This window comes from Flavobacterium agricola, from assembly GCF_025919725.1.
Lineage (GTDB): Bacteria > Bacteroidota > Bacteroidia > Flavobacteriales > Flavobacteriaceae > Flavobacterium > Flavobacterium agricola.
This window is the reverse complement of sequence record NZ_CP081495.1, coordinates 762,043-788,587: the sequence shown is the minus strand read 5'-3', so window position 1 is coordinate 788,587 and position 26,545 is coordinate 762,043. Positions and strand designations below refer to the sequence as shown.

General features: G+C 32.5%; 18 protein-coding genes. 13 read left to right on the top strand and 5 right to left on the bottom strand.

Annotation, left to right across the window (positions count from 1 at the left end):
- Positions 1-35: 35 nt before the first annotated feature.
- Positions 36-4,307, bottom strand: a complete 4,272-nt coding sequence (locus K5I29_RS03820) for a translocation/assembly module TamB domain-containing protein (protein WP_264434527.1) — start codon at positions 4,305-4,307, stop codon at positions 36-38.
- Between the two features lie 360 nt (positions 4,308-4,667).
- Here K5I29_RS03820 and tsaD point away from each other — a divergent pair, with 360 nt between their 5' ends.
- The 4 genes from tsaD to K5I29_RS03800 all read left to right on the top strand — a co-directional run bounded on the left by tsaD (position 4,668) and on the right by K5I29_RS03800 (position 8,558).
- On the top strand, positions 4,668-5,690 hold the full coding sequence (gene tsaD / locus K5I29_RS03815) for a tRNA (adenosine(37)-N6)-threonylcarbamoyltransferase complex transferase subunit TsaD (protein WP_264434526.1): 1,023 nt from the start codon (positions 4,668-4,670) through the stop codon (positions 5,688-5,690).
- The gene (locus K5I29_RS03810; protein ID WP_264434525.1) at positions 5,690-6,394 is read left to right on the top strand and encodes a 16S rRNA (uracil(1498)-N(3))-methyltransferase; all 705 of its coding nucleotides are present in this window, start codon (positions 5,690-5,692) and stop codon (positions 6,392-6,394) included. The genes tsaD and K5I29_RS03810 overlap by 1 nt, the downstream gene beginning before the upstream one ends.
- Positions 6,395-6,620: 226 nt before the next feature.
- A complete protein-coding gene (locus K5I29_RS03805) occupies positions 6,621-7,313 on the top strand; it encodes an OmpW/AlkL family protein (RefSeq protein WP_264434524.1) in 693 nt (230 codons plus the stop codon).
- A 126-nt stretch (positions 7,314-7,439) separates the two neighbouring features.
- A complete protein-coding gene (locus K5I29_RS03800) occupies positions 7,440-8,558 on the top strand; it encodes a redoxin domain-containing protein (RefSeq protein ID WP_264434522.1) in 1,119 nt (372 codons plus the stop codon).
- 32 nt (positions 8,559-8,590) lie between these two features.
- On the opposite strand, the gene ung is transcribed toward K5I29_RS03800, so the two are convergent.
- The gene (gene ung, locus K5I29_RS03795; protein ID WP_264434521.1) at positions 8,591-9,244 is read right to left on the bottom strand and encodes a uracil-DNA glycosylase; all 654 of its coding nucleotides are present in this window, start codon (positions 9,242-9,244) and stop codon (positions 8,591-8,593) included.
- An 86-nt stretch (positions 9,245-9,330) separates the two neighbouring features.
- Between ung and K5I29_RS03790 the strand changes: the two genes are divergently transcribed.
- The 9 genes from K5I29_RS03790 to K5I29_RS03750 all read left to right on the top strand — a co-directional run bounded on the left by K5I29_RS03790 (position 9,331) and on the right by K5I29_RS03750 (position 22,886).
- Entirely contained in the window at positions 9,331-11,499 is a 2,169-nt protein-coding gene (locus tag K5I29_RS03790) for an endonuclease MutS2 (RefSeq protein ID WP_264434520.1), read from the top strand.
- A 3-nt stretch (positions 11,500-11,502) separates the two neighbouring features.
- Entirely contained in the window at positions 11,503-11,910 is a 408-nt protein-coding gene (locus K5I29_RS03785; RefSeq protein ID WP_264434519.1) for a thiol-disulfide oxidoreductase DCC family protein, read from the top strand.
- Positions 11,911-11,916: 6 nt separating this feature from the next.
- Positions 11,917-13,143: a DUF445 domain-containing protein gene (locus K5I29_RS03780; RefSeq protein WP_264434518.1), complete on the top strand. Its 1,227-nt coding sequence runs from the start codon at positions 11,917-11,919 to the stop codon at positions 13,141-13,143.
- A gap of 32 nt (positions 13,144-13,175) precedes the next feature.
- Complete coding sequence (locus K5I29_RS03775) at positions 13,176-14,948, top strand: AMP-dependent synthetase/ligase (protein WP_264434517.1); 1,773 nt, start codon at positions 13,176-13,178, stop codon at positions 14,946-14,948.
- 127 nt (positions 14,949-15,075) lie between these two features.
- Positions 15,076-16,848 carry an AMP-dependent synthetase/ligase gene (locus tag K5I29_RS03770; RefSeq protein WP_264434516.1) on the top strand — a complete coding sequence of 591 codons (1,773 nt, stop codon included), beginning with the start codon at positions 15,076-15,078 and terminating at the stop codon, positions 16,846-16,848.
- Between the two features lie 123 nt (positions 16,849-16,971).
- On the top strand, positions 16,972-17,421 hold the full coding sequence (locus K5I29_RS03765) for a MarR family winged helix-turn-helix transcriptional regulator (RefSeq protein ID WP_264434515.1): 450 nt from the start codon (positions 16,972-16,974) through the stop codon (positions 17,419-17,421).
- Between the two features lie 23 nt (positions 17,422-17,444).
- Positions 17,445-19,835, top strand: coding sequence for a 3-hydroxyacyl-CoA dehydrogenase/enoyl-CoA hydratase family protein (locus K5I29_RS03760; protein ID WP_264434514.1), 2,391 nt, complete (start codon positions 17,445-17,447; stop codon positions 19,833-19,835).
- Between the two features lie 10 nt (positions 19,836-19,845).
- Positions 19,846-21,027: an acetyl-CoA C-acyltransferase gene (locus tag K5I29_RS03755; RefSeq protein WP_264434513.1), complete on the top strand. Its 1,182-nt coding sequence runs from the start codon at positions 19,846-19,848 to the stop codon at positions 21,025-21,027.
- 62 nt (positions 21,028-21,089) lie between these two features.
- Positions 21,090-22,886: an acyl-CoA dehydrogenase family protein gene (locus K5I29_RS03750; protein ID WP_264434512.1), complete on the top strand. Its 1,797-nt coding sequence runs from the start codon at positions 21,090-21,092 to the stop codon at positions 22,884-22,886.
- Between the two features lie 51 nt (positions 22,887-22,937).
- Here K5I29_RS03750 and K5I29_RS03745 read toward each other — a convergent pair whose 3' ends face one another.
- Genes K5I29_RS03745 through K5I29_RS03735 form a run of 3 tightly spaced genes read right to left on the bottom strand, consistent with a single transcriptional unit; the run spans position 22,938 to position 26,530 of the window.
- Positions 22,938-24,074, bottom strand: a complete 1,137-nt coding sequence (locus K5I29_RS03745) for a polysaccharide pyruvyl transferase family protein (RefSeq protein WP_264434511.1) — start codon at positions 24,072-24,074, stop codon at positions 22,938-22,940.
- Between the two features lie 6 nt (positions 24,075-24,080).
- Positions 24,081-25,079: a nitroreductase family protein gene (locus K5I29_RS03740; protein WP_264434510.1), complete on the bottom strand. Its 999-nt coding sequence runs from the start codon at positions 25,077-25,079 to the stop codon at positions 24,081-24,083.
- Positions 25,076-26,530 (bottom strand): MATE family efflux transporter, encoded by a 1,455-nt coding sequence (locus tag K5I29_RS03735; protein WP_394358584.1) that lies wholly within the window; start codon positions 26,528-26,530, stop codon positions 25,076-25,078. Before K5I29_RS03735 ends, K5I29_RS03740 begins: the two co-directional genes overlap by 4 nt.
- Between the last annotated feature and the right edge of the window lie 15 nt (positions 26,531-26,545).

Genomic DNA, 26,545 nt, shown 5'->3' with positions numbered 1-26,545 from the left:
TTATTACGGTTTTTTTACATGTTATTATTTTATTACTAATCTAAATCGGGAACACGCATGGGCGGTTCGGTTGTTTTTTGCGGTTCTGGCAAGTTAGGACGATTTTTACGTGATTCGATAAACTTGATAAATTCAGGTGAAAAATCAGAATCGGTAGAATCTTGAACCGGAGTTTCTTTCGTTTTTTTGTTTGCGCTTTTAATTATTTTACCTAACAATTCTCTAAACGTATCAAAATCTACTTGGTAATTAACTCCCACTCCTTGTGTGTAACCAATTCCTTCACCAAAATAATAAATATCGTTTTCGCGGTTAAAAACGCGTGCGGTTAAACTTCCATCCGTATTTAATTTGATAGCAACTTCGATATCTCCGATTATGGTTGATTCTTCAGTTCCACCAACCGGAACACGAACTTTACCATTTACCATAATTTTTTCGTTGATATTGGTTGATAAAGTTACCCCAATTCTACCTTCTGTTTGAATATACGGATTACGATCGGCCTGTGTGTAATTAAAACCAACCTGTAGCACTTCTTCATCACCCGAAAAAATTTCTGAGAACAAGCTTCCGGCACGCTCAAAAATAGATCCGTAAACGGCATTAGCTGCATTTTCTTGCGTTAAAAACCCACCCCCAGTTAATAACGCCATTGCTTGTGTCTGGCGCGTATCTTTATCTTGCAGTTTGTAATCAATTTCAGATTTCATTACCGAACTTAGGTTTGGAAAGCTGATAATGAAATCAGGATGCGGATTGGTTAAGTTTCCGCTTAAATCGATAATTACATCGGTTGGAATTTTACGGTTAAACGATGGGTTTTCGAGTAAAATTGCTGGGTTAGATTCGGTTTTATAAACGGCTTGTAAATTTAATAGCGCATTCATTGGGTTTCCGTCAGCCCAACGGATGGTTGAATATTTGTTTACTTGGAATTTTTTATCAATAATTCCGCCATATCTAAAGTTATATTCGCCCGACCAAACTTGGTAATCACCCAACATTCTAAACTTGCCTAAGGTATTTAATTCAATATTTATAGTTCCGATTCCGCGTCCTTTCATTCCGTGTCCTGAGCTTCGGTCTAAAATAATTTCAATTTCGGCTTCTGGCGTAATATCTAAATCAAAAATCATTTCGATATTGTTGCTTGTAGCAACTGCTGTGATGCCTTTTTCTATATTTTTTTTATCTTTTTGATTATAAAAATGTACAAAAGAATTATTTCCTAAGCCGCCCTCCGATTCGCCCAACGGTAACTTAATGGTTGTACCCGTGTTTGATTTGGCTTTAATATCAAAAACCAATGCATTGGTTGGGCCTGAAATATGCGCTGTACCTTCTATAAATGCTGTTCCGTAAAATGGCGTTTCATAATTATCTTTCGTATCTAAAATAAGCATGTTTTTAGAATTCACATCAACATCTAAAAACCAGTTTTGCAAATGTTTATGACGAATAGAACCATCAATATAAGCCGATGTGTTATATTTTGTATCGGTTAATTTAATGTGTCGAATTAAAAACTGATTTTCGGTAACATCAATAGATGCGTTTTGTTCCATATTAAAATCTACACCTAAAAACGGAATGGTCATTCCGGCATCAGTTAAATATACGCGACCGTTAATTTCTGGATCTAAAAGTACGCCTTCTACCGCTGTTTTACCGCTTGCAAACCCACGAATATTTTGAAAAATATTACCTAAAACTTGTTGTAAGGGCTGCATTTTAAAGTTAGATAAAGACATTTCTAAATCTAATTTTCCTTTCGGATCAGCTTTAAAATCAATAGTTCCGTCAATAGCTAATTTTTCGGTTTCTTGTTCTTTAATTTTTGAGTTTACTGTAAAAACACTAAAATCATCATTACCGTTAATGTTAAAAGTAAAATTACCGAGCTCAGTGCCATTAAACTTGAATTTTTCGATAATTAAGTTGGTTGATGGCTGATATTGTTGTGGTTTGTTTTGCTTAACGTTTAAAACACCATCTAATTCGCCCCCAAAAGAAAGCGTTTCCGAATTGATTATGAGCAACTTAGATAAATCAACATCATCAAAAGTTAAGCTTAAATCTTTATCGTATTTGCCTTGCATGGTTCCGTAAAGGTTTACGCGTTGCCCTGCACTTGACATCGAAATGTTATCTATTTCAAAATCGTCTAATTTTTTATTGAAAATGATTTTATTATCTTCTGGGCTATCTTCTTCATTAATAAACCATGTAAAGTTTTTCATGGCTATTTCTGATTTTTTAAAACCTAAAACCGATTTATTATCGGTATCAATGGTATGATACAAGTTTAAGTTGTACAAATCGGTTGCTTTAGCACCACCGGCAAATTCGGAACGCACGTACATGGTATCGTTTAGCGTTAAGTTAATTAAGCTAAAGTTTGATAGTTTGTACTTTGGCATTTTAATAGAATCCATTTCGATGAACGTATTAAATAACGGGTTTTTGTTATTTACCTGAATGTTTACGTTATCTAATTCGTTGTTATAAATCACCAAGTTTGGTGATTTAAAATTCATGCTAAAATCGTTAGAATCGCCATCAATACGTCCTTTTAAAGTTGTTTTGTTGCTAACGCTAATTTTTTCGTCTAAAACTTCAACAATTTTGTTGTAAATGGTAACATCAAAATCAATAAATTGTTTTTTGTTAAGCTCGAACGGAGAATAATTGGAATATAAACTTCCTAACGCATTTTGTACCAACTTACCAACTTGATTGGCTTGATAAATACCAACAATATTACCCGAAACGATATCGGGCGATTGAAAGGTTAAATGACGCACTTGATCGGTAAATGTAGATTGAATTAAAAAATCTTTAAATTGATATTCTTCATCATCAATATCAATAACAATATTGTCAATAATTGCTGTTCCGGCAATATCATCAATGGTATTTCCGGAAGCTTTTACATCAAAACTACCACTAAAAGTTGCTATTTCTTTATTTTTACGAATGCCAAGCAGATGCAAATTGGCTAAATCTACTTGAGCTTTAAAATCAAATTCTTTGTGATTTTCTTCTAAATTCACCAATCCGTTAAAAATCATTTTTAAATTCGGATCGTTGGCCTTTAGGTTTCCGTTAAAATACGGTTGTTTAAAATTACCATCAATTTCGATGTTGGTATAATTATAACCGCCAAAGTAAAATTTATTTACTTTACCGTTAACACCAACATTCATGGCTTTTTTGGTAAATCCGGTACCATCAACCTTAATATTAAAAGTTGTTTTTTGTAAAATATCTTCGTTTAAAAAATATCCTAAATCAAAATCATTTAAGGCAACTTTACCTAGGTATTTTACTTTATCTGGGTTATCAAATCCTTCTAACGAAACAAAAGCTTCACCTTTACCGATTGAGGTTAAGATGCTCATGTTTGACGATAAATCGCGTTTACTTAAATCTATTTGACCAACTAAAACTACATTACCCAAACGGTTTAATGCTTCGGGAAGTTTGTCGTGTAAAATTCGAGGTAAAATAAGATTTGTTTTTTGATATGATGTTTCGGCTTTAGCAAAACGCCCAATCATTCGAAATTCTTTTTCTTTATCAAAAAGATTTTGAAATTGTACTTTACCAATAACTTCGGTTCCTGAGGTATGAAATGCCGATAAATTAAACAAGGTAAAATCGTTTAAAAAACCTTGAATTTGACTTTGTAAATAAAAATATTGATTGGGTGCAAATTCGTTATAAAACGTATTTAAATCGTTGCTCGAAATGCGCGAACGCGTAATATTGGTTTCAATACGAACTTTATTGGTAAAATCTTGAAAATATTTGGGCTTATAAATCAGCTCAACTTTTCCTTCTATGGTAGATTCGGCTGTTTTTAAGTTTAATTCTTTAACATACAAGTTGGTTTTGTTGTACAAAAAGTTTCCGGCCAATTGCTTAACCGAAATTCCGCTTTGCTCGTTAAAACTTAATTGTTTAATGTTAGTAGTAATTTCAGGACCTTTAATATAAAAGTTATCTAAATCTCCGTTTAATTGATTAAAATCTAAAATTTTAGATTTTTCTACTTGCTTGTTTATAAATTGAAAACGAGAATTATAAGCTTTTATATTTGGTGAAGATAAGCGGAAACGGCCAGTTCCGGGCTGGCCATCGTCAACTTTACTAATAAATTCATCTAAATTGGTATAATCTTCATTTTCATATTTAATAACCTTGAAATTAAAGTTGTGCAATTCTGCCTTACCTAAAAAAACTTTAGAATTTGCAATCTCTTTAACTCCTAATAAACTGGTTTTAAGTTTATTTACATACAATAATGTATCTTGATGATGATCTTCTATATATAAACCTTTTACATTTACAGTACCAAAAACCGAAACGTAAACTTGTTCAATATGTAAATTTGTTCCTAAGTTGGCATTTAGCTTTTCGGTTAAAACACGACCAAAATAATTTTGAACAAATGGTAATAAAGCTAAAATACTTAAACTTAGAAGTAAAAGTAAAATAGTTAGTAAAAGGCGTTTTAATATTTTATTTAATTTTTTGATAGCTTATTTTATTATAATTTTGTACTGAAAAATGTAAAAGTTGGTGATTTAGCTCACCAAAAGCTGTACAAGCTCAAAGATAATACAGAGTTTACATATTTTCACTCAAAAATAACCTTTTTTATGGAAAAATCTCCTATATATATATTAGCAATAGAAAGTTCTTGTGACGATACAAGTGCAGCTATTTTATGTAATGATAAAGTAATTACCAATGTTGTTGCATCGCAAAGCATTCATCAAAAATACGGCGGTGTTGTTCCAGAATTGGCTTCACGTGCGCACCAACAAAATATTGTTCCGGTGGTTGATATAGCCATTAAAGATGCAGGAATTACTAAAGATCAAATTTCTGGCATTGCATTTACGCAAGGACCAGGATTAATGGGGTCTTTATTAGTTGGTGGTAATTTTGCTAAATCTTTAGCTTTTGCTTTAAACGTGCCTTTAATTGCTGTTAACCACATGCACGCACATATATTAGCACATTTTATTGATGAGCCAGGTTATGATAAGCCTAAATTTCCGTTTTTAGCATTAACTATTTCGGGTGGACATACACAAATTGTGAAGGTTAATGATTTTTTTAATTTAGAAATATTAGGCGAAACAACAGATGATGCCGTGGGCGAAGCCTTTGATAAATCTGCCAAATTGCTAGGATTACCTTATCCGGGTGGCCCGTTAATTGATAAAAACGCAAAATTTGGTAATCCAAAAGCATTTACATTTACTAAACCTAAAGTTGATGGTTTAAATTTTTCATTTAGCGGTTTAAAAACACAAATCATGTATTTTATTCAAAAAAATGTGGCTGAAAACCCTAATTTTATTGAAGAAAATATGAATGATATTTGTGCATCTATTCAATTTACTATTGTTTCTATTTTAATGGATAAATTAAAAATGGCCGTTAAAGAAACGGGCATAAATCAAATCGCAATTGGTGGTGGTGTTTCAGCTAATTCTGGCATTCGTCAAGCTTTGCTTGATGCACAAACCAAATACAAATGGAAAACGTTTATTCCTAAATTTGAATATACAACAGATAATGCTGCTATGATTGGCATTGTAGGTTATCAGTATTATTTAAATAATAAGTTTGCAAAAAAAACGGTTACAAATCAAGCTAGATTAGAATTTTAATGCAGTTATTTTACACTCCAGATATTAGTCCAAATGCAACTGAATTTTCATTCGATAAAGAAGAAAGCAAGCATATTGTAAAGGTTTTACGCAAAACCGAAGGGCACATTATTCACATTACAGACGGAAAAGGAAATTTATACAATTCTGAAATTATTTTAGCCTTAGAAAAAAAATGTACAGTTAAAATAACGGCTTGTGAGCATGTTAGTGCATCCCCATTTTACATTCATATGGTAGTTGCTCCAACAAAAATGAATGACCGTTACGAATGGTTTTTAGAAAAAGCTACCGAAATTGGCGTACAAGAAATTACACCGATTATTTGTGATAATTCTGAACGAAAAATTATTAAAACCGAACGTTTTGATAAAATTATTTTAGCCGCAATGAAACAATCTAACCAATTGTATTTGCCAAAATTAAACGAACCTATTACGTTTAAGCAATTTATGGCTACAAATTTAGAGGGCGATTTGTTTATAGCACATTGTGAAGAGCGAGATAAAACTTTATTGCGCGATGCCGTTCAAACGCATAAAAAATATACGTTGCTAATTGGTCCCGAAGGTGATTTTTCATCAAAAGAAATTGATGCAGCCCTTAATAAAGGATTTCAACCCGTTTCTTTAGGACACACCCGCTTACGGACCGAAACAGCTGCAGTTGTAGGTTGTCATACGTTTGTTTTAAAAAATGAATAAAACATAAAATTTTAAGATTTTGTAAGGCAACCATTACTTTATAAATATTCTTTTTGCTGTTTTAATAAATTTAATTTAATAAAACAAAATAAACACTAAACATTTTCGTTTCTTAGGTATAACTTATGTTAATACAAGTACATTGCTAGATTTTTTTAACTGATTTTTATCATTTCATTAAAACTTATCTCCTTGTACCTTTAATAAAAATTAAACCTAATTAATCATGAAGAAAGTTTTATTAGCAGTTGTAGCATTAGCAGGTGTTTTTACAACAACTTACGCACAAACATCAGATACATCAAATTCTGATTTTAAAAAATGGCAAATTCGCGTACGTGGTGTTGGAGTTGTTCCTAACGTAAGCGGTGCAAATGTTGGTGGTATTGGTGGCGATATTCAAATTTCTAACCAATTTATTCCAGAGCTTGATATCTCATATTTTTTTACTAAAAACATTGCTGCCGAATTAATTTTAGGTACTACTAAACATAAAGTAAACACAACCGGATCTGATCTTACTGCTGTTGGTGGACCAGCAAGTGCTGATGTAGATTTAGGATCTGTTTGGTTATTACCTCCTACTTTAACAGTGCAATATCACTTTTACCCAGGTAAAGATAATGTTGTAAAACCATATGTTGGAGCAGGTATTAACTACACCATTTTTTACGATTCTAAACCAGGTGCTGTTCAAAAAGTAAAATACGACAACAAAGCTGCGTTAGCATTACAAGTTGGATCGGATTTTAATATTACAGACAATTTCTTTTTAAACATTGATGCGAAGTTTTTATTCTTAAAAACCAATGCAAAAGTTGATGCATCTAATTTAGTTGGAGGCGCTCCGTTAGATATTCCTGCATCGGTTAGAATAAATCCACTATTATTAGGATTTGGTGTTGGATACAGATTTTAATTCAATACAATAAATATATAAAACTCGAGTATTTACTCGAGTTTTTTTGTTTATTAACGATTTTGTATTGTTTTTTTATTAATTTAACGGTCAATTGTTCTAAATTTTAAATCAAAAAAAACATTTATGAAAAAAATATTCTTTTTTGCTGGAATTGCAGCTTTATTAACCGCCTGTTCCGAACCCAAAGATCAGTTTACAATAACTGGACAAACCAAAGGGTTTAACGATGGTACGGTTGTTTATTTACGTACTGAAGGCGAATCATCTTTTAATAAAATAGATTCTACCACAATTAAAAACAACAGCTTTGTTTTTAAAGGCACACAAACCAATCCTAATTTCGGACTTATCCAAATAGATTCTACCACCGAAAATATGGTTCCGTTTGTATTAGAAAAAGGAAAAATAGCCGTAGTTTACGATTTAGAAAGTGATGATTTGTTTGAGGTTAAAGGAACAAAAAACAACGATTTAGCAGCATCTTATTTAAAAAACAAGCAACAAAATCAATTAGCAATTGAAAGTTTGTTTCAAGAAAATGCAGAAATTATTCAAAAAGCACAAGAAACCAACGATACAACCTTATTAAAAACATTGCAACCTAAATTTATGGCTTTATACGAAAAACAAAATAAAGCAGATTTAGATTTTATAACGCAAAATACAGATGCATTATATAGCTTATGGGTTTTAGAAGATGGCATGGATCAATTAGAAATTGATGACGAGCAAAGCGTGCAACTTTTTAACGGTTTTAGTAATGAAGTAAAAACCTCTATTCGTGGCACTAAAATTAACGAACGTTTAGAAAAGCTTAAAACCATCGCTATTGGAGCTTTAGCACCTGATTTTTCTGCACCAAATACCGAAGGTGAAGTTGTTGCCTTGTACGATAATTTAGGTAAAGTTACCATTGTTGATTTTTGGGCAGCTTGGTGCGGTCCTTGTCGTCAAGAAAACCCAAATTTAGTTGCATTATATAAGCAATATAAAGATAAAGGTTTGGCTATTGTTGGTGTTTCTTTAGACCGAAGCGAAGCAGCATGGAAAAAAGCGATTAAAGATGATAAGCTAGATTGGGTTCAGGTTTCTAACCTACAATATTTTCAAGATCCGGTAGCTCAAACGTATGTAATTAATGCTATTCCAGCATCTTTTGTATTGGATGCAAACGGAAAAATTATTGCTAAAAACTTACGAGGTAAACAATTGGATGATAAGATTGCCGAATTATTAAAATAAAAAAAGTGCTACAAATTGTAGCGCTTTTTTTATTACCAAACAATTGGCGTTTTATCATTTTCAAGCAAATAGCTATTTGCTTGACTAAAATGTTTATTGTTAAACCATTTTCCCTGATTTGCGCTCATTGGTGATGGATGCCCTGATTCTAAAACCAAATGTTTTGTTCTATCAATATTTTTTCCTTTTTTATGGGCATAATTACCCCATAATAAAAAAACGGTATTCTGTGTGTTATCAGAAATATGTGCAATTACCCGATCTGTAAACTTTTCCCAACCTTTTTTTTGATGGCTGCCTGGCTTGCTTTGTTCAACAGTTAAAACATCATTCAATAAAAAAACGCCTTGTAGTGCCCAACGTTCTAAATTTCCAGAAAACGGAATTTCGCTACCAAAATCAGCCTGAACTTCTTTAAAAATATTACGCAACGAAGGCGGAAACGGCATTCCGTCAGCAACCGAAAAGGCTAATCCATTGGCTTGGTTGGGACCATGATACGGATCTTGCCCAATAATAACAACCTTAATAGCATTCAAAGGCGTTAAATCAAACGCATTAAAAATATATGATTTGGGCGGAAAAACAGTTGTAGTATCATATTGCTGCAATACAAACTGCATCAAATTTGTAAAATATTCTTCTTCTTTTTCTTGAGCTAAAAAAGCCGTCCAAGTTGCTTGCATAATATAATTTTAGCTTCAAATTTAAAGATAATAAGTAACAATAAGGTTTTAGTTTGTAAATTTGCTATTCAACTTGCAATCAAATTATGATATCGATCACTAATAAAACATTAGAAGATTTAGAATTTAATACCATATTAGAAACCATTTCAGGGCTTTGTACTACTGAAATGGGTAAAGAAAAAGCTTTTGATATTGTGCCGTACAAGGACAAGGAGGAATTGTTAGATGCCTTAGCGCAAACCTCAGAATATCAATCTTCTTATACAAACAACAACGCGATTCCGTCGCATTATTTTGAATCTATTGCTCACGAATTAAAATATTTAGCAATAGAAGACAGCTATATTGAAATTAGCGGTTTACGCAAAATTGCAACCTTAAGCGAAAACACCAACATATTGCTTCATTTTTTTAAAAAATTTGAAGATTATTATCCAAAATTGCACAAAAAAGCAAGTGCGATTGAAATTACTAAGTTTATTACCAAAACCATTGATGATGTTAGTGATAAATACGGTGAAATAAAAGATACGGCATCGCCAAATTTAAAAGATATTCGCACACAAATTAATTTTGTTCGCGGTAAAATAAACCAATCTTTTGGAATGGTTTTAACGCAATATTCAGGCGCTGGCTATTTAGATGATATTCGAGAAACGGTGGTAGAAAACCGCCGCGTTTTGGCTGTGCTTTCTATGCATCGTAAAAAAGTAAAAGGCAGTATTTTAGGCAGTTCTAAAACCGGAAGCATTACATATATTGAGCCCGAAATTACGCATCGTTACAGTCGAGAATTACAAAATTTATTGTATGAAGAAAAGCAAGAAATTATAAAAATTCTTAAGCATGTAACCAACATTTTACGTCCGTATCATGAGTTGCTAACTGCTTATCAAAACTTTTTATCTGATATCGATATTATATCGGGTAAAGCGCGTTATGCCAATCGCATCAATGCTATTTTACCAGAAATAGTTGACGAAAAAGTAATTTATTTTAGAGAAGCTTACCACCCTATTCTATTTTTAAATAATAAAGAAAAGAAAAAAGTTACTTATCCGCAGGATATTGAGCTAACCGAAGATAAACGCATTATTGTTATTTCGGGCCCCAATGCAGGTGGTAAAAGTATTACTTTAAAAACCGTTGGCTTGTTGCAACTTATGTTGCAATCGGGCATGTTAATTCCGGTACACGAGCGCAGTAAAACTAGCTTGTTCGATCGTATTTTAACCGATATTGGCGATAATCAATCCATAGAAAATCATTTGTCAACGTACAGCTATCGTTTAAAAAACATGAATTATTTTTTAAAAAAATGCAACAACCGTACGTTATTTTTAATTGATGAATTCGGTACCGGATCTGATCCGGAATTGGGTGGTGCGTTGGCTGAGATTTTTTTAGAAGAATTTTACGATCGGGAAGCTTTTGGAATTATAACCACGCATTACGCCAAACTTAAAATTTTAGCGAATGAATTGCCACATGCTGTAAACGCCAACATGATGTTTGACGAACGCAGCTTAGAACCTTTGTATAAATTGGTCATTGGTCAAGCCGGAAGTTCGTTTACGTTTGAAGTTGCTCAGAAAAACGGAATTCCTTTCGGATTAATTAATCGTGCTAAAAAGAAGGTAGAAACCGATAAGGTTCGATTTGACAAAACCATTGCAACCTTACAAAAAGAACGAACCAAGCTCGAAAAAACATCTCAAAACTTAAAAGAAGAAGAAGTTAAAGCGCGCGAAGAAAGTTCTAGAATGCAAAGCATCAATTCTAAAATTCAACAAAAATTAGAAAGCTACCAAGAACTTTTTGATGCGAATCAGCGTTTGGTTTATATGGGCCAAAAAATTGATGATATTTCAGAACGTTATTTTAACAATAAAAATAAAAAAGAATTAATTGGTGATTTTTTAAAGCTGGTAGAAATTGAAAATTCTAAACGCAAAAAACTTACCGTTAAGGAAAAAAAAGTTAAAGAACAAGAAATTAAAAAGGTTGAAGAAGAAGTAAAAATTGTTGTAGAAAAAATTCGAGAAGAGAAAAAAGAAAAGAAAAAAATTGAAGCGCAACAACCAAATAAAACCAATTTTGTCCTTAAAGTTGGCGATCGTGTGCGCATGATTGACGGTTTAGCGGTGGGTACAATTGATGTTATAGAAAAAAATAAAGCAACCGTAAACTACGGATTTTTCACTTCTAAAGTCAATTTAGATCAGTTAGAAATGGTTGAACGTAAAAAATAAAACATGACATTTCCCGAAGGTAAAAAAATAGTGCTATTTGACGGGGTTTGCAATTTTTGCAACGATACCGTAAATACCATTATAGAACACGACAAAAATGATGTTTTTGTTTTTGCAGCTTTACAATCAGAAGTTGGGCAACAAATTATAAAACACATCGGTTTAAATCCTAAAATAGATTCAATTGTTTTGTACGAACCTGGCGTTGCGTATTATATTAAAGCAGATGCAGCTTTACGTATTTTTAGCCATTTAGGTTCAAAGTTTTTTTACACCAAATTTTTTCAGCTTTTTCCCAACGGATTAAAAAATATTGCTTACGATTATTTTGCCAAAAATCGGTACAAATGGTACGGAAAATCTGAAAGTTGCCGCATTCCTACTCCGGCCGAAAAAGCTAAATTTTTATAATTCTTTATGGAATCTAAAATAAAAAACCTTAAAAAATACAAGTTAATTGCTACTTCTCTATTTGTACTTATGTTATTTGGATTTGTAGCAAGCACGTTGTTATTAAAAAACAGCGAATCGTTTGCTTTAAAAGCCATTCGCGCGTTTTGCGAAGCCGGAATGGTTGGTGCCCTTGCCGATTGGTTTGCAGTAACAGCCTTGTTTAGAAAACCAATGGGTTTAAATATTCCGCATACCAATTTAATAGAAAAAAATAAAAACGATATCGGTAAAAACTTGGGTGCATTTGTTCAGGATAATTTTTTAACTCCAGAATCAATCAATCCGTATATCGAAAAAGTAGATTTTGCTGCGCATATAACAACTTGGTACGCAAACAATCAGGCAACCGTTTCGTTTCAAGCAAAAAACTTGGTTACTAAAATTGTAAATCAAGTAAATCCTGATCAATTGGCCGAATCAATTAGCCAATTAATTAGCGATAAAGTAAAAAACTTTCCGGTAGAAAATGTTTTAAACCCAGCTATTCAGGCTGTTATCAATCAAAATTATCATAAAAAGGCGTTAAACGGTTTATATCCGGTTATTAATAGCTACGTACCGAACTTAAAACCCATTATAAAACAAAAGATAAGCGAAAAAGCTTTTGGATTTGGTGCGTTAATAAGCGAAGGTTTTAGTCAAAACATTATCGAAGAAATTCAAGCCTTTTTTTACCAAATGATGCACAATCCAGAGCATGAAACACGTTTGGCGATTGAAGATAAGGTTACGGAAGAATTGTATAATTTAACATCAAACCCCGAATTATTACAAGCTTTAAATCAATTAAAAAACAATTTGCTGCATGGTAAATTAGATGATTTATTGCTAGATTTTATGCGTAAAGGTAAACTTTCGCTTTTAGATGAATTGCATAACGAAAATTCAAAATTTAATGCTATTATTGATGCCCAATTAAAAAGCTTTTTTACTGATTTACAAAATAACACAGCTTTTCAGCAAGAAATTAATGCCAAAATTCGCACCTTTTTATTAGAAACCGTGCAACAAAATGCTCATTTTGTAGGAACCGTAATTGGAGAAACGGTTGCAAAATGGGACGGACGCGAAATGTCAGAAAAATTAGAATTAGAAGTTGGTAAAGATTTACAATTTATTCGTGTAAACGGAACCTTAATTGGCGGATTAGTAGGTTTATTGCTCTTTTTTATTTCGTATTTTATACTGTAACACGCATTTTTAATTTTTAAACGCCAGCAAACATGCCTAACATTACCAGAATATTCGATTTTATATATTACCAAAACGAGAAATATCCGCTAGCCGATGCGTTTGCAGATAAAGTTAACGGAACTTGGGTAAAAACCAGCACCCAAAATTATATTGATAAAACCAATGCGTTATCGCGTGCCTTATTGCAGCTTGGCGTAAAACCAGCTGATAAAATTGCATTAATTACCAGCACCAACCGATCGGAATGGAATATTGCCGATTCTGCCATTGCGCAATTAGGTGCCGTAACGGTGCCAATTTATCCAAATATTTCTGAATCTGAATACGCATATATTTTTAACCATTCGGAATGTAAATATTGTTTTGTGTCAGATGCAACCTTGTTTCAAAAAATTCAAGCCGTTTTTCCACAACTTAATTTTTTAGAAAAAGTTTTTTGTTTTGATGCGGTTGATAGATTGCAATCTTTTCAAGATTTGATTGCTTTAGGAAATACGCTTCAAAATCAAGAAGAAGTAGAACAAGCAAAAGCTGCAGTTAATCCGCTAGCATTAGCTTCAATCATTTATACATCAGGTACAACCGGACAACCTAAAGGCGTAATGCTATCTCACAATAACTTGGTTAAAAACGTTTTGTTTGCAAGCAGCCGTGTTAATTTACCTTTAGGTAAAACGGTAACCTTAAGCTTTTTACCTTGTTGTCATGTTTTTGAGCGCGTTTTGTTGTATTGCTATCAGTACAAAGGTTTTTCTACGTATTATGCCGAAAGTATTGAACATATAGCCGAAAACATTAAAGAAGTTCGCCCTAATATGATGACCGTTGTACCGCGTTTGTTAGAAAAAGTTTACGATCGAATTATCGCGAAAGGAAACGAATTAACTGGTTTTAAAAAACAATTGTTTTTTTGGGCAACTAATTTAGCCGAGCAATACGAACCTTACGGTGCAAATGGTGCTATTTATGAATGTAAACTTAAAATAGCTCGTGCTTTAATTTTAAATAAATTTAAAGCAGGTTTAGGAGGCCGTTTAAACTTAATTATTTCCGGATCAGCTGCCTTACAAGACCGATTACCTCGTTTTTTTACCGCTGCCGGAATTAATACGGTTGAAGGTTATGGATTAACAGAAACTTCACCGGTTATTGCTGTAAACGATTATAACAACCACAACTACAAATCTAAAACCGTTGGTAAACCTATTGATGGAGTTACTATTAAAATAGCCGAAGATGGCGAAATTTTAACGCGAAGCGAATGCGTAATGATGGGCTATTATAAAGATCCGGTTAAAACGAATGAAGTTATTAAAAACGGCTTTTTTTATACCGAAGATATTGGTGAATTGGATGAGGATGGTTTTTTACGTATTACCGATCGAAAAAAAGAAATGTTTAAAACATCGGGCGGAAAATACGTAGCCCCACAAACGTTAGAAAACGAATTTAAAAAATCGCTTTTTATAGAACAAATTATGGTGGTTGGCGAAGGCGAAAAAATGCCAGTAGCATTAATACAACCCGATTTTGACTATGTAAACCATTGGGCAACACAAAATAAAATTGATGTAGTAAATAATGAGCAGCTTATTACGCATCCAGAAATTATAAAACAGTTTCAAGCAGAATTAGATGCAATCAATCAAAATTTTGGGCGTTGGGAACAAATTAAGGTTTTTGCATTAACCCCAAATATTTGGTCGGTAGATACGGGCGAATTAACCCCAACATTAAAACTAAAACGGAAATATATAAAGCAAAAATTTATTGAGTTGTACAATAAAATGTATAATCATTAAAAATTAAAGTCATTAATTATTCGATTAATAATTAATGACTTTTTTGTTTCTGAATGTTTTTTTGTATATTTTGCAATACAAACGCAAAAACTAACACAAAAAAACAAACACTTTAAATGTCCAAATTATGAGTCAAGTAACCCGATTATTCGATTTCCCGTACTACCAACTCAACACATTTCCATTAGAAAAAGCAATCGTTTCTAAAAAAAATGGTATTTGGCGCGGTCATTCAACACAAGAATATATTAATCTTGCTAATTCTTTTTCTAAAGGATTAATAGAATTAGGTATAAAAAAAGGCGAAAAAGTTGCTTTAATTACATCGAACAACCGAACCGAATGGAATATTTGTGACATTGGCGTTTTACAAACAGGTGCTTTAACCGTGCCAATTTACCCTACTATTTCTGCAGAAGATTATCAGTTTATTTTAGAGCATTCTGAAGCAAGCTATTGCATTGTTTCTGATCAAGTTATTTACGACAAATTAGTTGCAGTCAAGCATCAATTACCAAATATTAAAGAAGTTTATTCGTTTGACAGCATTGCCGGATGTAAAAACTGGGAAGAAATTATTGAGCTGGGCAAATCTGACAAACATAATGACGAATTAGAACGTTTAAAGCAAAACGTAACCAGCCAAGATGATGCAACAATTATTTATACATCTGGAACAACCGGACGCCCTAAAGGCGTTTTATTAACTCACGAAAACATTGTTTCAAACGTATTAATGAGCTTTAAACGCGTGCCTTTAAGTTTAGGTCGTGACGTTGCCTTAAGCTTTTTACCGTGTTGCCATATTTTTGAACGCATGTTGTTGTATTTATACCAATATTGTGGAATTTCAATTTATTATGCAGAAAGCATAGAAACCATTTCTGATAATTTAAAAGAAGTTAAACCGCACGTTATGACGGTTGTACCACGTTTGGTAGAAAAGGTTTATGATAAAATTTATGCCAAAGGCGATGATTTAACCGGATTTAAAAAGAACCTGTTTTATTGGACCATTGAATTAGGCGAAAAATACGAAGCGTACCACAACAGCTTTTTATATTCATTAAAACTTTGGGTGGCTCGTAAATTAGTTTTTTCTAAATGGCACGAAGGTTTAGGTGGTAATTTAAAACTTATGGTTTCGGGTTCTGCCCCATTACAATCTAGATTAGCACGTATTTTTGGAGCTGCCGGAATTCCGATTATGGAAGGATATGGTTTAACCGAAACATCACCCGTAATTTCAGTAAACGACCAACGCAACGGTGGTTTAAAATTTGGCACCGTAGGTAAAATTTTAGATGGTGTTGAAGTTAAAATTGCTGAAGATGGCGAAATTTTAGTTAAAGGTCCAAATGTTACCAAAGGTTATTATAAAGAACCTGAAAAAACAGCCGAAGCTTTTTCTGATGGATATTTCTGCACCGGAGATATTGGTGAAATTGATGCACAAGGTTTCTTAAAAATTACCGATCGTAAAAAAGAAATGCTTAAAACCTCGGGCGGTAAATATGTAGCACCTCAGGTTTTAGAAAACGCCATTAAACAATCGCATTTTATAGAACAAATTATGGTTATTGGAGATGGCGAAAAAATGCCAGCTGCCTTTATTCAACCTAATTATGAATTTGTACGCGAATGGGCAAAACGTAAAAAAATAAATTTAGGAGCAAGCAATCAAGATGTTTGTTCTAACGAAAAAGTAATTGCGCGTATTCAAAAAGAACTTGATGCAATTAACGAACGTTTTGGTAAATGGGAACAAATTAAAAAGTTTGAACTTACGCCAACCGTTTGGTCGATCGATACCGGTGAATTAACACCAACGCTTAAATTAAAACGTAAAGTTATTAAAGAAAAATATCAAGATTTATACGATAAAATATACAAAAACTAATCATTTTACTTTATTGATTTCTAAAAAACCCTTTATCAAGGGTTTTTTTTTCAGAAAAAACATTTATTATGCGTGCATAGTATATTATTTTTTTATATATTTGGTTAAACGAGATTATAATTAATGAAAGATAAAACCATAGATTATGTTTTGCGAGCAACTTGGCAAGCGGTTAGCAGAATGTACAATGAAGAAGCAGCAAAATACGGTGCAACCATGTCAACCGGATTTGCATTATTAAGCATTGACAGAGAAAAAGGAACTCCATCTACCACATTAGGTCCAAAAATGGGTATGGAAGCTACCAGTTTAACACGTACTTTAAAAACAATGGAAGAAAAAGGATTAATTACCCGACGTAAAAATCCGTTAGACGGACGAGGGGTTTTAATTTTTTTAACCGCATTTGGGCAACAAAAAAGAGATTTATCTAAACAAACCGTTTTACAATTTAACGAAGCAGTAAAAAAAGAAGTTGGCGAAGAAAAGTTGAAACATTTTATAGAAGTTTCAGAAATTATTAATCAACTAATTGCAGATAAAAAAATATTCAATCCAAATAAAAACAAATAAATTAAACGAATAATTGCTAAAAAATGAAACGACTTATTAAAAAAGTAGCTGTCATTGGTTCAGGAATTATGGGATCAGGCATTGCATGTCATTTTGCCAACATCGGTGTCGAGGTGCTATTACTTGACATTGTTCCAAACCAATTAACAGATGCCGAAGCTAAAAAAGGCTTAACGTTAGAAAACAAAGCAGTTCGTAACCGATTGGTAAACGACAATTTAGCGGCAGCGCTAAAATCTAACCCCTCACCTATTTACGACAAAAAATTTGCCAACCGCATTTCTACAGGAAACACAACCGACGATTTGGCTAAAATTAAAGATGTAGATTGGATTATTGAGGTTGTTGTAGAACGTTTAGATATTAAAAAAGCGGTTTATGAACAAATTGAAAAATACAGAAAACCTGGAACTTTAATAACTTCAAATACCTCTGGTATTCCGATTCATTTTATGAGTGAAGGACGTAGCCAAGATTTTCAAGAACATTTTTGTGGTACGCACTTTTTTAACCCAGTTCGTTACTTAAAATTGTTCGAAATCATTCCTGGTCCAAAAACAAAACCAGAAGTTTTAGAATTTTTAAATGAATATGGTGAAAAGTTTTTAGGTAAAACATCGGTTGTAGCAAAAGATACACCAGCATTTATTGGTAACCGCATCGGTATTTACGGTATCATGAGCTTGTTTCATTTAGTAAAAGAAATGGGCTTAACTATTGAGGAAGTAGATAAATTAACCGGTCCGGTTATTGGCCGCCCAAAATCAGCAACTTTCCGTACGGTTGATGTGGTTGGTTTAGATACGTTGGTTCACGTTGCAAACGGATTATACGACAATTGCCCGAATGACGAAGCGCATGATTTATTTAAACTACCTGCATTCGTTCAGTTTTTATTAGATAATAAATGGTTAGGCAGCAAAACAAAACAAGGTTTTTACAAAAAAGTAGATAAAGACATTTTATCTTTTGATTTAGAAACGTTAGAATACCGCCCTGCCAAAAAAGCATCATTCCAAACCTTAGAATTAACTAAAACCATCGATAAAGTAGTTGATCGTTTTAAAGTTTTAGTGAAAGGAAAAGATAAAGCAGGTGAATTCTACCGTAAATCTTTCGCGGGCTTATTTGCCTATGTTTCTAATCGTGTACCAGAAATTACCGACGATTTATATAAAATTGACGATGCCATGAAAGCTGGTTTTGGTTGGGAACACGGACCATTCCAAATTTGGGATGCAATCGGGGTAGAAAAAGCTCTAGAATTTATGAATGAGCTTGGAGAAAAACCGGCAGCTTGGGTTCAAGAAATGTTAGCTTCTGGCAACAAATCTTTTTATACTGTAAAAGATGGGGCAACGTATTACTACGATTTAACTACTAAAACTCAGAAAAAAATTCCTGGACAAGATGCCTTTATCATTTTAAATAACATTCGTGAAAGCAAAAAAGTTTGGGGTAATTCAGATGTTACCTTACACGATATTGGTGATGGTATTTTAAACTTAGAATTCCATTCAAAAATGAATTCAATTGGCGGTGGTGTTATTTCTGGTATCAACAAAGCAATTGATATTGCCGAACAAAAATATAACGGTTTAGTAATTGGTAACCAAGGAGCAAATTTCTCCGTTGGTGCAAACTTAGCCATGATTTTTATGATGGCGGTTGAGCAAGAATATGACGAATTAAACTTCTCAATCAAAGCATTCCAAGATACCATGATGCGCGTGCGTTATTCAGGCATTCCTGTAATTGCTGCTCCTCACGGAATGACATTAGGCGGCGGATGCGAATTAACCTTGCATGCAGATAAAGCTGTTGCTGCCGCCGAAACGTACATTGGTTTGGTTGAATTTGGTGTTGGAGTTATTCCCGGTGGTGGTGGTTCTAAAGAAATGGCTTTACGTGCTGCCGATCTGTTCAAGAAAAATGACGTAAAATTAAATATTTTACAAGAATATTTTTTAACCGTTGGTACCGCTAAAGTTGCAACATCTGCTTATGAAGCAATAGATTTAGGCTTTTTACAAAAAGGAAAAGATATAATTGTAGTAAACAAAGATCGTCAGATTGCCGAAGCTAAAAAACATGCATTAATTATGGCCGAAGCTGGTTATACACAACCTATTCGCAGAAAAGATGTTGAAGTTTTAGGTAAGCAAGCTTTAGGTGCTTTCTTGGTAGGAACCGATGGTATGATGGCCGGAAAATACATTTCTGAACACGACCGTAAAATTGCTAACAAATTAGCATATGTTATGGCTGGTGGAGATTTGTCAGAACCTACCCTAGTTTCAGAACAATATTTATTGGATTTAGAACGTGAAGCTTTCTTATCGTTATGTACTGAAAGAAAAACGTTAGAACGTATTCAATTCATGTTAACCAAAGGAAAACCGTTAAGAAATTAATTTAGAAAAAATGAAAACAGCATATATTGTTAAAGCATATAGAACAGCCGTAGGTAAAGCACCTAAAGGATTGTTTCGTTTTAAACGACCGGATGAGCTTGCTGCCGAAACCATCGAATTTATGATGAATGAAGTGCCGCAGCTTGATAAAAAACGTATTGACGATGTTATGGTAGGCAACGCCATGCCCGAAGCCGAACAAGGTTTAAACATGGGCCGTTTAATCTCGTTAATGGGATTAAAAGTGACCGATGTTCCGGGAGTAACCGTAAATCGTTATTGTGCTTCAGGATTAGAAACTATTGGAATGGCAACCGCAAAAATTCAGTCAGGTATGGCACATTGCATTATAGCTGGTGGAGCCGAATCTATGAGCTTTATTCCAATGGGTGGTTACCGTGCAACGCCAGATTATAAAGTGGCCAAAGAAGGGCATGAAGATTATTATTGGGGCATGGGATTAACTGCCGAAGCAGTGGCTAAAAAATACAACGTTTCTCGTGAAGATCAAGATGAATTTGCCTTACAATCACATCTAAAAGCTCTAAAAGCTCAGGCAGAAGGTAAATTTGATTCTCAAATTGTTCCTATTAAAGTAGAACAAACTTTTATTAACGAAAAAGGTAAAAAAGAAACCACAAACTACAGCGTTGCAGTTGATGAAGGACCACGTGCAGCAACTTCGTTAGAAGCTTTAGCTAAACTTCGTCCGGTTTTTGCAGCAGATGGATCTGTAACAGCAGGAAATTCGTCACAAATGTCAGACGGAGCAGCTTTTGTTTTAGTTATGTCTGAAGAAATGGTAAAAGAATTAAACCTTGAACCAATTGCGCGCTTGGTAACTTTTGCATCTGCTGGGGTTGAACCGCGTATAATGGGAATTGGTCCGGTAAAAGCCATTCCAAAAGCATTACAACAAGCTGGTTTAAAACAAAATGATATTGAGTTAATCGAATTAAACGAAGCTTTTGCAGCACAATCGTTAGCGGTTATTCGCGAATTAGATTTAAATCCTGAAATTATTAACGTAAACGGTGGTGCTATTGCTTTAGGTCACCCACTAGGTTGTACAGGTGCAAAACTTTCGGTTCAGTTATTCGACGAAATGAAACGTCGCGGAAACAAATACGGCATGGTAACCATGTGCGTGGGTACCGGACAAGGAACAGCAGGTATTTACGAACTTTTATAAAAACTACTAAATAATTAACCTTGGTAAAGCGCTTAGCTTTCATCAATAAAAATAAAAAAATTATGGCAGATATTACTAGAGGCGGTCAATTCTTGGTAAAAGAAACGCTATCACAAAATATTTTTACACCAGAAGATTTTTCTGAAGAACAAAAAATGATGCGCGATTCAGTAAAAGAATTTATTGATCGCGAAATTTGGCCGAACAAAGAACGTTTTGAGAAAAAAGATTACAAATTTACTGAAGAATGCATGCGCAAAGCCGGTGAATTAGGATTTTTAGGCGTTTCGGTTCTAGAAGAATTTGGCGGTTTAGGTATGGGATTTGTTTCTACCATGCTAACTTGTGATTACATTTCGGGTGCAACCGGATCTTTTTCAACAGCTTTTGGAGCACATACCGGAATTGGTACCATGCCAATTACGTTATACGGTACAACAGAACAAAAAAATAAATATGTACCTAAATTAGCTTCGGGCGAATGGTTTGGAGCTTATTGTTTAACCGAACCAGGTGCAGGATCGGATGCAAATTCAGGTAAAACTAAAGCTGAATTAACTGCAGACGGAAAACATTACAAAATTAACGGACAAAAAATGTGGATTTCTAACGCAGGTTTTTGTAACGTAATGATTGTATTTGCACGTATTGAAGACGATAAAAATATTACCGGTTTTATTGTAGAATACGATCCGAACAACGCTAACGGAATTACTTTAGGCGAAGAAGAACATAAATTAGGCATTCGTGCAAGTTCAACACGTCAGGTATTTTTTAACGATACGTTAGTACCGGTAGAAAATATGTTGGCAGGCCGTGGCGAAGGTTTTAAAATTGCTATGAATGCCTTAAACGTGGGCCGTATTAAATTAGCAGCAGCTTGTTTAGATTCACAACGTCGTTTAATTACCAAATCGGTAAATTATGCAAACGAACGTATTCAATTTAAAACACCTATTGCAAACTTTGGTGCTATTCGTTCTAAACTTGCTGAAATGGCAACCAATGCTTATGTGGGCGAATCGGCATCGTACCGTGCTGCTGGTGATATAGAAAATAGAATTAATGCACGTTTGGCTGATGGAAACGAGCATCAAGAAGCTGAATTAAAAGGTGTTGAAGAATTTGCTATTGAATGTTCTATTCTAAAAGTTGCCGTTTCTGAAGATGTACAATTATGTGCAGATGAAGGAATTCAAATTTTTGGAGGTATGGGCTTTTCTGAAGATACCCCAATGGAATCGGCTTGGCGTGATGCACGTATTTCTCGTATTTACGAAGGTACAAACGAAATTAACCGTATGTTAACCGTTGGAATGCTGATTAAAAAAGCAATGAAAGGACATGTAGATTTATTAGGTCCTGCAACAGCAGTTGGCGAAGAATTAATGGGAATTCCTGATTTTAATACGCCAGATTATAGCGAATTATTTGCGGAAGAAAAAGCGTTGGTAAACAAGCTTAAAAAAGCCTTTTTAATGGTTGCTGGATCAGCAGTTCAGAAATACGGAACAGATTTAGACAAACACCAACAATTATTAATGGCAGCATCTGATATGTTAATTGAAATTTACATGGCAGAATCTGGTATTTTACGTACAGAAAAGCTAGTAAACAAAATTGGTGAAGATGCAGCTAAAGTACAAATTGCAATGGCTCAACTTTATTTATACCATGCTACCGACATTATTGCAAGCAAAGGAAAAGAAGGAATTGTTTCTTTTGCCGAAGGCGATGAACAACGTATGATGTTAATGGGCTTACGCCGTTTTACTAAATACGACAACATGCCAAATGTTGGTGCTTTACGCGAACTTATTGCAGAAAAAGTAGTGCAAGAAAACGAATATTGTTTTTAATTAGTTAAATAGTTTTTAAATGAAAAGCGCATGTAAATTACATGCGCTTTTTTATTTTTTTAAACTAGTTAATAAAAAATCTAAAGATTCTTGTTTTAACCTTTCTTTTATCTCATTAACTTTCTTATAATCAATTGCTTTATTTAATAGATTGAAGTCAAAATTATTTATATCTGTTACCAGCCTATGTTCTAAATTAAATAGTTTTAATAAAGAGGTAAATCGTGAAGCGCCTCTTTCAACATTTGTAATAGCAAGAAACGGTTTATTAAAAATGATAGAAAAAACAGTTCCGTGAAAAGAATCTGTTACTACAAAATCTGCGTCATGAAATCCTTTTAACCAGCTCTGAATTGTTGGAAACTTATAATCATCTAAAGAATAATCATTAAGCTTTCCATACATATCTGCTTTGGGCTGACAATTAAAAACCTCTATATTTAAATGCTGACTAATTTTTTTAATAAAACCTTGTTTAATTTCATTTTTATCTAAAACGTAATTGTAAAGCCCAGATTTTGTTGTGTTTTCATGCTGAAATAAATTAATATAAACTTCTTTATCTAACAATAAAGTAGGATCTAGAACTAATTTAGCATCTGCATCTAGATATCTCTTGCATAAATCAACTCCAGAATCTTCTCTAACTGAAATATTATTAAATTGTTTTATCAACTTTTTACATATTTCGGCATCTTTACTAGAATATTCCCATTTATCAGTTCCAAAAGAAGATGCGTAAGCTAACTTATTAACTTGAGGATTATCTACTAAAAAATCTAAAAAATAATTATATATATCGGGAGAATACATTGGGCGCCATGTTTGATCACTACCAATAATTACATGACTAAATTTATTTTGCTCAAAATATTTTTTTAAATCTTGTGTTGAAAATAAATTTTTAGATATGTTAATGTGTTCATTTAGAAACTTAAAATTAGAATCTAAAATGTAGTTAAGTTCTTCATCCGAAAACTTTCTTACCTGTTTATTTAGAGCAAGATTGTATGTTTTATTTTTAATAATAGAAAGTACTTTACGTAAAGAACTGTTTTTTTTATCACGAGCCAGTGTTTCTACCTTAAATCCTTTTTCCTTTAAAATGTATTGCAAAGCATAATTTTGTATCATGCCCCCATAATTTTTTCCGATAGGTTGTGTTAAAATAGCTATTTTGTTGTTCATTTTTAATTAGATTTTAAAAAAATTTTCAGTAAAAGGTCTTCTAGCAGATAACGTTGTATTAAAATTTTCTACAAGATCGCCAATAGCAATAAAACATATTATTTTTTCGGATTTAGGAATTGAAATTATTTTACTAAGCTTATTTTCATCAGCAATAGTTTTACCCCAATTAGCAGGACAATTTCCAATTTTATAATAATGTAACGCATATAGTAGGTTCATTAAATAAATTCCTCCATCAATATAAAATTGATTTCTTTCTCCAACTGTATAATAAAAACTTCTATCATTCGTCAAAATTAATAACTGAGAAATATTTTTAGTATAACCTGTTAAACCCCCTTGAATTTCTAAAAGCTGGTCAATTTTAATTTTATCTTCTACTAAATAAACATTACTAGCTTGCCTATTACAAACAGAAGGAGCATTATTTGCTAGTTCTATGGCATTATTAATCCTTTCGATTTCAATTATTTTTCCAGTAAAATCTCTCGTACTTTTTCGAGATGAAGAAAAAGTTTTAAAATCTTCATAAACATTATTATAAAAAGTTTTATTATTCCAGCTATAAGTTCCTTTAAAATCTTTATCGTAATATCTGTTTAATATCCCTTTATATTTTAAATATTGCTGTTTGCTATACAATTCTTCAATATTATAAGCTTTTTCTTGGTGCAATTCATAGTATTGACAAACAACTTGATATCCAACTCTTATTTGACTTCTATTAATATTTTCTATTATTTCTGAATCATTTAAAATAACATGTAATTTTTTTATTCTTTCTGCACCAAATCCTTTTTTCATATTTTTAAACAACATTCCTTTTTCTATTGAATGATAATTTAAAATTAAATTAGCTTCTTTATTTAATAATGATTTTGAATTAAATGCAAGCGAGTACTTTTTAAATAGCCTAAAATCTACAATAAAATTATAAATAAGAATAATTTTATGATATGAAGGCCTTAGTATTGATTTTATTATTGATTTGATTTTATTCACTTTATTTTATTTTTTATATATAGTCCTATTTCTTTTTTTTCAGCTTTATTAAAACAAACAAGATAGATAAGTATTATTAAAATTAAAACACAAAAACTTGAATCAAGTATAAATCTAATAAAACTTATACTTTCCTTAAAAAAATTTATATACAAGGAATAGTAGATTACTGCAAAACAAGATATATAAGCTATTTTTAGTAGTACATTTTTAAAATATAACTTATAGCTAAGTTTTAGTGTTTTATTTAAGATTATCAATCTACATAATAAAGCAATAAGAGATATAATATTACTTATCTTAAAAATAACAGGAGGAGAGAAATTTAATTTTAAAAAATAATACGCTAAAGGTAAATTAAAAAAAATTAATGTACCTATTATTATTTGGTACCATTTTATTTTGCCTGTTGCTTGAGCACCAGTCATTAAAGTTCCTGATAAACTTTCTATCAAAACATTTAACAATGCTAATTTTACAAATACAACTGTATAATCAGGCACTTCATTTAACCATAACTTTAAAATATAATCTGTATTTAATAATATTGGCATTATAAGTAATAAAATTAATAAATAAGAAAACTTTGAGCCTTGAAAAATAAGGTTTTGTGTCCCAACATAATCTTGCTGGGAATATTTTTTTATTATTTGAGGGTTAAATGCTGTCTGCAAATTAGATACAAAAAGGCTGATAGCGGTTGTTACTTGATTTGTTATTGCATATGATGCATTAAGAACAGTCCCGAAAAAGAGATTAATAATTAAATTAACTCCTTGATTTTTTGAGATCCAAGCAATATTACCAAACAAATTCCATCCAGAATAGCTAATAAGTTCTTTGTAGTATTTTTTATCATATTCAAATTTAAAAATGCTTTCTTCATATTTTTTTCGACAATACATTTGATAAAATAAACTTATCAAAAAAGAAACGGCAAAAATTAAAATAGAATAAACAATCAATTTGTAAGAAGGGAAGAAAATTAAAATATAAACTGCTCCAAGCTTTAATATCACTTCAATAATACTCATGTATGCATAAACTTTCATTTGTTCATGTGAAATTATTAATGCATTATATGGCACCTGAATTATACCAACAATAAAAGTTAAAATTGAAAATTGATAAACAATGTTTACAGAAAATAATTTATCATCAGGAACAACCATTTTAAAATTAACATACCAAAGACCAATAGTTTCTGCTAAAACAAAACCAAGAATTGCAATCCCAATATGTAAGGTTAAAGTAGCACTAAATGTTTTTTGTAATTGAAATTTATCGCCCCGACCAATATCATAAGAAAGATATCGCTGTGTAGCACTTGACATAGCTGCATTAAAAAAACCAAACATAGCAACCACACCGCCAACTAAACTATAAATTCCATAATCAGAAATGCCTAGTTGTTCTAAAACAATACGTGATGTATATAAGGTTATTCCCATAATAAGGAACATTCG

Excerpts from the sequence above, each read along its gene's own strand:
- tsaD (WP_264434526.1), top strand. The coding sequence starts at position 4,668 with ATGGAAAAATCTCCTATATATATATTAGCAATAGAAAGTTCTTGTGAC.
- K5I29_RS03810 (WP_264434525.1), top strand. The coding sequence starts at position 5,690 with ATGCAGTTATTTTACACTCCAGATATTAGTCCAAATGCAACTGAATTT.
- K5I29_RS03805 (WP_264434524.1), top strand. The coding sequence starts at position 6,621 with ATGAAGAAAGTTTTATTAGCAGTTGTAGCATTAGCAGGTGTTTTTACA.
- K5I29_RS03800 (WP_264434522.1), top strand. The coding sequence starts at position 7,440 with ATGAAAAAAATATTCTTTTTTGCTGGAATTGCAGCTTTATTAACCGCC.
- ung (WP_264434521.1), bottom strand. The coding sequence starts at position 9,244 with ATGCAAGCAACTTGGACGGCTTTTTTAGCTCAAGAAAAAGAAGAAGAA.
- K5I29_RS03790 (WP_264434520.1), top strand. The coding sequence starts at position 9,331 with ATGATATCGATCACTAATAAAACATTAGAAGATTTAGAATTTAATACC.
- K5I29_RS03785 (WP_264434519.1), top strand. The coding sequence starts at position 11,503 with ATGACATTTCCCGAAGGTAAAAAAATAGTGCTATTTGACGGGGTTTGC.
- K5I29_RS03780 (WP_264434518.1), top strand. The coding sequence starts at position 11,917 with ATGGAATCTAAAATAAAAAACCTTAAAAAATACAAGTTAATTGCTACT.
- K5I29_RS03775 (WP_264434517.1), top strand. The coding sequence starts at position 13,176 with ATGCCTAACATTACCAGAATATTCGATTTTATATATTACCAAAACGAG.
- K5I29_RS03770 (WP_264434516.1), top strand. The coding sequence starts at position 15,076 with ATGAGTCAAGTAACCCGATTATTCGATTTCCCGTACTACCAACTCAAC.
- K5I29_RS03765 (WP_264434515.1), top strand. The coding sequence starts at position 16,972 with ATGAAAGATAAAACCATAGATTATGTTTTGCGAGCAACTTGGCAAGCG.
- K5I29_RS03760 (WP_264434514.1), top strand. The coding sequence starts at position 17,445 with ATGAAACGACTTATTAAAAAAGTAGCTGTCATTGGTTCAGGAATTATG.
- K5I29_RS03755 (WP_264434513.1), top strand. The coding sequence starts at position 19,846 with ATGAAAACAGCATATATTGTTAAAGCATATAGAACAGCCGTAGGTAAA.
- K5I29_RS03750 (WP_264434512.1), top strand. The coding sequence starts at position 21,090 with ATGGCAGATATTACTAGAGGCGGTCAATTCTTGGTAAAAGAAACGCTA.
- K5I29_RS03745 (WP_264434511.1), bottom strand. The coding sequence starts at position 24,074 with ATGAACAACAAAATAGCTATTTTAACACAACCTATCGGAAAAAATTAT.
- K5I29_RS03735 (WP_394358584.1), bottom strand. The coding sequence starts at position 26,530 with ATGGGAATAACCTTATATACATCACGTATTGTTTTAGAACAACTAGGC.